The following is a 7,222-nucleotide window of genomic DNA, read 5'->3' on the forward strand; positions in this document are numbered from 1 at the left end:
TACAAAAATAGAGTTGATGGCAAAATGCCTATCAACTCTATTTATCGTACAGCCATTAAAATTAATGATTTTCTTAAAAGTGAATTTATTATCCTCAAATTCAAATTCTAAAATGCTGCAATTACCAAAGCCACTATCCTTTATTTTATCAATATCAGTCCATTGACTAGTAAAGTTCATAATAGAACCAGCATGACTAACAACTAAAACTGATTTATTGTCTTGATTCATGATATCGAATAAAGTCTTTTTAACACGATCTTTATTTTGTTGAGCACTTTCACCACCGTATTGAACAAAAAAGTCGCCATATTGTTTTTGAGCGTCGGTGATTTTAGGATTCAAGTATTCGTGTTCACCTTCAAATTTGCCAAAAGACATCTCTCGTAATCCTTTTAAACGGGTATAAGGCATATCAGTAACCAATTCCAAAGTATCACTAGATCTTTCAGCCGTCGAGCAAAAAGCAGCGTCAAATTTGATTTGGTTATTTTTAAAGTATTTTCCAGCTGTTTTAGCTTGTTCAATACCTTTGTCAGTCAGTGGTGAGTCACACCAGCCTTGAATCTTACATAGAACGTTAAAAAGCGTTTGTCCATGGCGCATTAAATAAAGCATTTTTTCATGTTTTCCCCTCCGTAAAAGCACTTACATTATACAATAACATTGTCTTTTAAGAAAAAAGGGCTTGAAAAAAATATTACTCCTGTGTATCATCATACTTATAATAGTTTTAGTTTTAAACTAAGTAGTAATTTACTTCAGTGTTCAGAGAATTGACATTTGGTGAGAGTCAAGCAGGGTAGATTATCAAATACGAGACTAAAATTCGCGTCCTACGTTATAGGAGTAAAGAGCAAGTAGTAATACTTGAATTTGGGTGGTACCGCGCATGAGCGTCCCTGCATAATTGCAGGGGCGCTTTTTTCTATAACGGGGATAATTATTGGAGGAAAATCTATGAATATTATTGATGAATTATCATGGCGTGGCTTGATCAATCAACAATCTGATGAAGATGGTCTACGCAACTTAATCGATGAAAAGGATATTTCGTTATACTGTGGGATGGATCCTACTGGAGACTCTATGCATATTGGTCATTTGTTGCCATTTATGACTTTGGAAAGATTTGCTAGAGCGGGACATCATCCATATGTTGTTATTGGTGGTGCTACAGGTTCTATTGGTGATCCAAGTGGTAAAAAAGCCGAACGTCCTATGCAAACAATGGACCAAGTTAATCACAATGTTGAAGCTTTGAGTAATCAAGTTAATAATATTTTCAGTGATTTTACAATGGTTAACAATTACGACTGGACAGAACCAATTGGTATCCTTGATTTTCTACGTGATTACGGTAAATTATTTAACGTCAATACAATGCTTAATAAGGAAATCATTTCTAGTCGTCTAGAAGTAGGTATCTCCTTTACTGAATTTACATATCAAATCTTACAATCACTTGATTTCTTGACACTATATCGTAAACATGATGTTCAATTACAAGTTGGTGGTGGTGATCAATGGGGAAATTTAACTGCTGGACTTGATTTGATCCATAAAGCTGAAGGACAAGATGCCAAAGTTTATGCTTTAACAATTCCATTATTGTTAAAGGCTGATGGTACTAAATTTGGCAAAACTGCTGGTGGTGCTGTTTGGCTTGATCCTAAGAAGACCTCACCATATGAGTTTTACCAATTCTGGTTTAATCAAGATGATAAAGACGTTGTTAATCTCTTAAAGAAGTTTACTTTCTTGTCTAAAGAGGAAATCGACAAGTTGGCTGAATCTATCAAGACGGCACCGGAAAAACGATTGGCTCAAAAGACATTGGCTCAAGAAGTAACTAAATTTGTTCACGGTGAAGAAGCATTGAAGACAGCTGAAAAAATTACTGATGTTTTATTCTCAGGTGAGATCCAAGCGCTAACAACTACAGAAGTTGCTGAAGCTTTCCATGGTGTTCCTAGTGAAGAAATTGCTGCTGATCCAATTAATTTAGTTGATTTATTAATCGCTGCTAACGTTGATAAATCAAAGCGTCAAGCACGTGAAGACATTCAAAATGGTGCTATTAGAATCAATGGAGAGAAGTTAACAGATACGACTCTTGAAATTGATCCTAAGACATCATTTGATGGCAAATATATCGTTATTCGTCGTGGTAAGAAGAAGTACTTCTTGGCAAAAATTAAATAAAACCATTGACTGAAAATGTAAAATCGTTTATATTATTTGCAACGAAAACTTTTAATCGAGTCCTGTGAGGCTTGGAAGGTATTAACTACATTTGACAGAAAAAGTGTAAACTTCCTTTCCTTGTGGGATAGGGAGTTTTTTGTTTACTTAAAAAACTAGGGAACTTTTAATCAGATCCAGTGAGGTCTAGAAGGTTTAAGGGATAATACTAAACTTTTTGGGGGTAGCTGGACTGACAGCTACCCCTTTTAATTTGGAGGAAAACAATGAAAAATATACTTTCTATGTCACAATTATCCAACCAAGAGGTTCAAGATTATCTTAATGCAGCCTTGGAATTTAAGAACGGTCGGCAATCTACGATAGGCAAAGACAAATTTGCTGTTAATATGTTTTTTGAAAATAGTACAAGAACTAAATCAAGTTTCCAAGTTGCAGAGATGAAATTAGGGATGCAACAAATTGTCTTTGATGCTGAAAAATCCTCAACTAAAAAAGGTGAGAGCCTCTACGATACTTGTCGAACATTGGAAAGTGTTGGAGCCGATTTAGCGGTTATCCGTCACAGCAAAGATGAATATTATAATGAACTTTTAAATCGTAATTTGGGTATTCCTATCATTAACGCAGGTGACGGTGCTGGTCAGCATCCTTCTCAATCTTTACTTGATTTAATGACGATTTTTGAGCACTTTGGTCGTTTAAATGGTTTGAAGGTAGGTATCATCGGGGATCTCAGTCACTCACGAGTAGCACATTCCGATGCTGAAATTTTGACACAGTTAGGTTCAGATGTTTACTTTGGTGGACTCAATTCTTGGTATACGTCAGAATTCCAAGCTATGGGACCTCATAAGACAGTAGATGATTTGTGTAAAGAAATGGACGTGGTCATGTTGTTACGAGTTCAACATGAAAGATTGTCAGCTGAAGAGAATCAGGGCTTTTCAAAAGCTGATTACTTTGAAAAGTATGGTTTGGATATGCGCCGAGTTAATCTGATGAAACCAGATGCTATGTTAATGCATCCAGCCCCAGTCAATCGTGGAGTTGAAATTGCAGATGACGTTGTGGAATGTGATAAATCGTATATTTTTAAACAGATGGTCAATGGTACATTTGTCAGAATGGCAATGATCGAATCAGTTTTGAAAGGTGCTAACTAAATGAAGACATTAATAAAGAATGCTCAATTGTATTATCAAGGACAATTAACTCCAGCAGATCTTTTGATAGAAGATGGAAAATTTACGCAAATTGCTGAAGAGATATCAACCGACGGTGTTCAGATGATTGATGCGAAACAACAATTAGTTGCTCCAGGATTAGTTGATGTACACGTTCATTTTCGTGAACCAGGTCAAGTTCATAAGGAAACCATCAAAACAGGTACTTTAGCTTCAGCACATGGCGGTTTTACAACAGTCGGGGCTATGCCTAATGTTATTCCAGTACCTGATGATACAGAAAAATTTCAAAAACAGTTGGAGTTAAATCAAAAAAACTCTTTAATCAATACTTTACAGTATGCTCCGGTAACTAAGAATGAAACTAGTGATGAATTAGTCGATATTGAAGCTCTGGATAAATTAGGGGCTTTTGCCTTTTCTAATGATGGTCATGGGATTATGAATGCTCAGTCAATGTATTCTGCAATGGAAAGAATTGAAGCCATCGACAGTCACTTGGCTGCACACGTTGAAGACAAGAATCTCTTCAATCATGGGGTGATCAACTTTGGTTCAGCTTCACAACGATTAGGTTTGCCTGGAATCAAACAAGTAGCCGAGACTTCACAATTGGCTCGTGACTTAGTTTTAGCTAAAGAAACTGGTGTGCATTATCATGTTTGTCATATTTCGACTAAAGATGGCGTGAATTTAGTTAGAATGGCCAAAGATGCCGGAATTAATGTTACTTGTGAAGTGACACCACACCACTTATTACTTAGCGACAAAGATATCGTGACAGATGACGCTAATTTTAAGATGAATCCGCCATTGCGTTCAAAAGAAGATCAAACGGCATTATTGGACGGTTTAGAAGATGGTACGATCGATATGATTGCGACCGACCATGCTCCTCATGCTAAAGAAGAGAAGAATCAAGGTTTTCAAAAGAGTGCTTTTGGTATTACCGGAATTGAAACATCGTTCCCTTTAATGTATACATGTTTAGTTAGAACAGGATTGATCAGTTTGGAAAAGTTGATTGGGCTAATGACAGTGAAACCAGCTCAATTATTTGGACTAAAGGATGTAGGAACAATTGGATTAAATCAGAGAGCCGATTTTACCATGATTGATTTGAATCAAGACTATACCATCAATGAAACCGACTTTTTATCTAAAGGAACTAATAGTCCTTTTATTGGAAAATCAGTATTTGGACAAGTTCAGGCCACTTATGTCAACGGTAAGGTAGTCTATACAAACAACTATGAGGAGTAAAAATGGATAAACTAGTTATAGTAGCATTAGATTTTGCAGATGATTTTGAATGTATTAATTTTTTGAATCAATTTCCTAAGAATCAATCGTTATTTTTAAAAATCGGTTTAGAAATGTTTTGTCAATATGGCTATCCTTTTGTCAAACGTTTGCGAGAACGAGGCTATAATATTTTTCTTGATTTGAAATTACATGATATCCCTAACACTGTTAAACGGACTTGTCAGATGATTGCTAAGTGGGATGTTCAGTTGTTAACGATTCATGCTAGTGGTGGAGCAGAGATGATTGCAGCTGCTAAAGAAGGGTTATCAGGTTCTAATACTAAATTATTGGCCGTTACTCAATTAACATCGTTAGGACAAGTAGAACTGTCGAATGAATTACAGGTTTCATTGCCTTCACAAGATTATGTTACAAGATTGGCCAAATTAGCATTTAACAATGGAGCAGATGGAGTTATTTCATCTGCCTTAGAAGTACCAATGATTAAAGAGGCAACTAGCGAGGAATTCCTCTGTGTTACCCCAGGAATTCGTCCAAAATCAGCCCAAGTTGGCGATCAAAAACGAGTTGCGACACCTAGTCAGGCTAGAAAATTAGGTAGTGACGCCATTGTAGTTGGAAGACCAATCACACAAGCCAAAGATGAATATAATGCTTATGTGAATATTGAAAAGGAGTGGAGTAAGTAATGGATAAAAAAATAGCAATCGACATTGCCAGTCAATTATTGAAAATTAAGGCGGTAACCTTAAGTCCTAAAGAACCTTTCACTTGGGCTAGTGGAATTAAATCACCGATTTATACAGATAATCGTTTGACCATTGCTTATCCAAAGTTCCGTCAAACAATTGCCGAAGATCTTGCACTTTTAATTAAGGAAAAATATCCTGAAGTAGAGGTCATTGGCGGTGTTGCTACGGCCGGAATTCCTCATGCCACCGGAGTTTCTAATATTCTTGACTTACCATTGAATTATGTTCGTCCAAAGAAAAAAGATCACGGTAAAAAGGGTCAAATCGAAGGACGCTGTCAGACTGGTGATAAGGTTGTATTGATTGATGACTTGATTTCAACTGGCGGTAGTATTTTAAAAGCTGTTGATGCTGTTCGTGAAACAGGAGCTGAAGTTATCGGTACAGTCGCTATTTTTTCCTATGATCTACCAGAGAGTACAACCAATTTTGCGGCCGCAGAAACAAAATTGTACACCTTGACCGATTTCCCTACATTGATTCAGGTAGCCAAAGAACAGGACTATATTGAGGAAAATGATACAGAATTGTTAGAACAATGGTATAAAAACCCAGAAGGATGGTGTAAATAATGGATTTATATAAAGCAGTTCGTCCGTTAATTTTTAAAGTAGATCCAGAGGTCGATCATCATTTAGTAGCCAATGGGTTAAAGATGTTTAATCGCTATCCACATGTTTTACAATCAATGTTTCAAACTAAAAAGCGAGCCGACTTGAAAGTTACCGTTAAAGGCGTGACTTTTGATTCACCAATTGGAATTGCTGCCGGTTTTGATAAAAAGGCTGAATTTTACAATAGTTTAGGTGCTCTAGGTGCTGGATTTGTTGAAATTGGAAGTGTGACTAAGGAAAATCAACCTGGTAATCCCAAGAAACGAATTTTTCGTTTGGCAGAAGATCAAGCCATCATCAATCGTATGGGGTTAAACAATTTAGGCGTTGAAGAAACTAGAAAACATTTGGCTAATACTCCTAAACACGTCACATTAGGTATCAGTGTAGCCCCTGGCCATGGATTGACTAGTGAAGAGATGGTTGACGAAATGGTGGATGATATTAAAGAGATTCATTCATTTGCGGACTATATAGCTTTGAATCAAAGCTGCCCTAACCAAAAAGGTGTGACAACTTTGCAGGAGATTCCTGTTGCCAAAAGATTATTGCAAAAAATTCATAATTTACACATTAAGGAACCAGTTTTTTGTAAATTTGGAAATGATATTACTGCTGAGCAATTGATTGAATTGATTAATGAAACTAAAGGATTGATGGACGGCATTATTTTGACCAACACAGCCTCTAATCCAAGCAAAGTTTATAACAATTTGAAGTCAACCAATCGCAATGAAGGTGGTGGTTTAAGTGGTAAGCCAATCTTCCTTAAATCATTGAGCCTGACTAGAGCAATTCATCAGGCCTTCCCGGAATTACCAATTATGTTTTCTGGTGGCGTCTTTACACCTGAGGATGCACAGACAGCTCTAGAAGCAGGCGCTAGTTTGGTACAGGTTTACACAGGTTTCATTTACAATGGACCAACCCTTTTAGAAAAAATTAATCGTCAACTATCTATTAATGATGTGGTACGTAATTTGGATTATGCTCCTGTTGCAAAAGCACCAAGCCATAATCCACAGGATGTTGAAGTTACCGATATTAATGAAGATAAAAAAGTTGAATTAGATGCCAATTCTGGTGCATCTTTCCATGAAGAATAATAAAAAAGACTGTCAGATAGGGATTTCTATCTAAACCGAAAATTTCAATAACAAGTTAGCCACTTGGACAAAATAAATTGAATCCAAGT

Annotated in this window: 7 protein-coding genes; 6 read left to right on the top strand and 1 reads right to left on the bottom strand. The window is 36.4% G+C overall.

The annotated features are described in order from the left end of the window. On the bottom strand, positions 1–606 hold a 606-nt coding region (locus FD33_RS10790; protein ID WP_156407844.1), incomplete at its 3' end, for a histidine phosphatase family protein. Between the two features lie 354 nt (positions 607–960). Here FD33_RS10790 and tyrS point away from each other — a divergent pair. The 6 genes from tyrS (at position 961) to FD33_RS10820 (ending at position 7,133) form a co-directional block, all read left to right on the top strand. After that, positions 961–2,205: a tyrosine--tRNA ligase gene (gene tyrS / locus FD33_RS10795; protein ID WP_025086155.1), complete on the top strand. Its 1,245-nt coding sequence runs from the start codon at positions 961–963 to the stop codon at positions 2,203–2,205. A 266-nt stretch (positions 2,206–2,471) separates the two neighbouring features. After that, entirely contained in the window at positions 2,472–3,371 is a 900-nt protein-coding gene (locus FD33_RS10800; protein WP_025086154.1) for an aspartate carbamoyltransferase catalytic subunit, read from the top strand. Next, on the top strand, positions 3,372–4,655 hold the full coding sequence (locus tag FD33_RS10805) for a dihydroorotase (RefSeq protein ID WP_025086153.1): 1,284 nt from the start codon (positions 3,372–3,374) through the stop codon (positions 4,653–4,655). 2 nt (positions 4,656–4,657) lie between these two features. Continuing rightward, on the top strand, positions 4,658–5,350 hold the full coding sequence (pyrF, locus tag FD33_RS10810) for an orotidine-5'-phosphate decarboxylase (protein ID WP_025086152.1): 693 nt from the start codon (positions 4,658–4,660) through the stop codon (positions 5,348–5,350). After that, positions 5,350–5,985 (top strand): orotate phosphoribosyltransferase, encoded by a 636-nt coding sequence (gene pyrE, locus FD33_RS10815; RefSeq protein ID WP_025086151.1) that lies wholly within the window; start codon positions 5,350–5,352, stop codon positions 5,983–5,985. Before pyrF ends, pyrE begins: the two co-directional genes overlap by 1 nt. After that, positions 5,985–7,133 carry a quinone-dependent dihydroorotate dehydrogenase gene (locus tag FD33_RS10820; RefSeq protein WP_025086150.1) on the top strand — a complete coding sequence of 383 codons (1,149 nt, stop codon included), beginning with the start codon at positions 5,985–5,987 and terminating at the stop codon, positions 7,131–7,133. The genes pyrE and FD33_RS10820 overlap by 1 nt, the downstream gene beginning before the upstream one ends. Positions 7,134–7,222: the final 89 nt, after the last annotated feature.

This window comes from Companilactobacillus paralimentarius DSM 13238 = JCM 10415, from assembly GCF_001434985.1.
In the GTDB taxonomy this organism is placed as follows: domain Bacteria; phylum Bacillota; class Bacilli; order Lactobacillales; family Lactobacillaceae; genus Companilactobacillus; species Companilactobacillus paralimentarius.

What these genes read in the sequence shown, in the direction of transcription:
- tyrS (WP_025086155.1), top strand. Translation starts at nt 961, where the DNA reads ATGAATATTATTGATGAATTATCATGGCGTGGCTTGATCAATCAACAA.
- FD33_RS10800 (WP_025086154.1), top strand. Translation starts at nt 2,472, where the DNA reads ATGAAAAATATACTTTCTATGTCACAATTATCCAACCAAGAGGTTCAA.
- FD33_RS10805 (WP_025086153.1), top strand. Translation starts at nt 3,372, where the DNA reads ATGAAGACATTAATAAAGAATGCTCAATTGTATTATCAAGGACAATTA.
- pyrF (WP_025086152.1), top strand. Translation starts at nt 4,658, where the DNA reads ATGGATAAACTAGTTATAGTAGCATTAGATTTTGCAGATGATTTTGAA.
- pyrE (WP_025086151.1), top strand. Translation starts at nt 5,350, where the DNA reads ATGGATAAAAAAATAGCAATCGACATTGCCAGTCAATTATTGAAAATT.
- FD33_RS10820 (WP_025086150.1), top strand. Translation starts at nt 5,985, where the DNA reads ATGGATTTATATAAAGCAGTTCGTCCGTTAATTTTTAAAGTAGATCCA.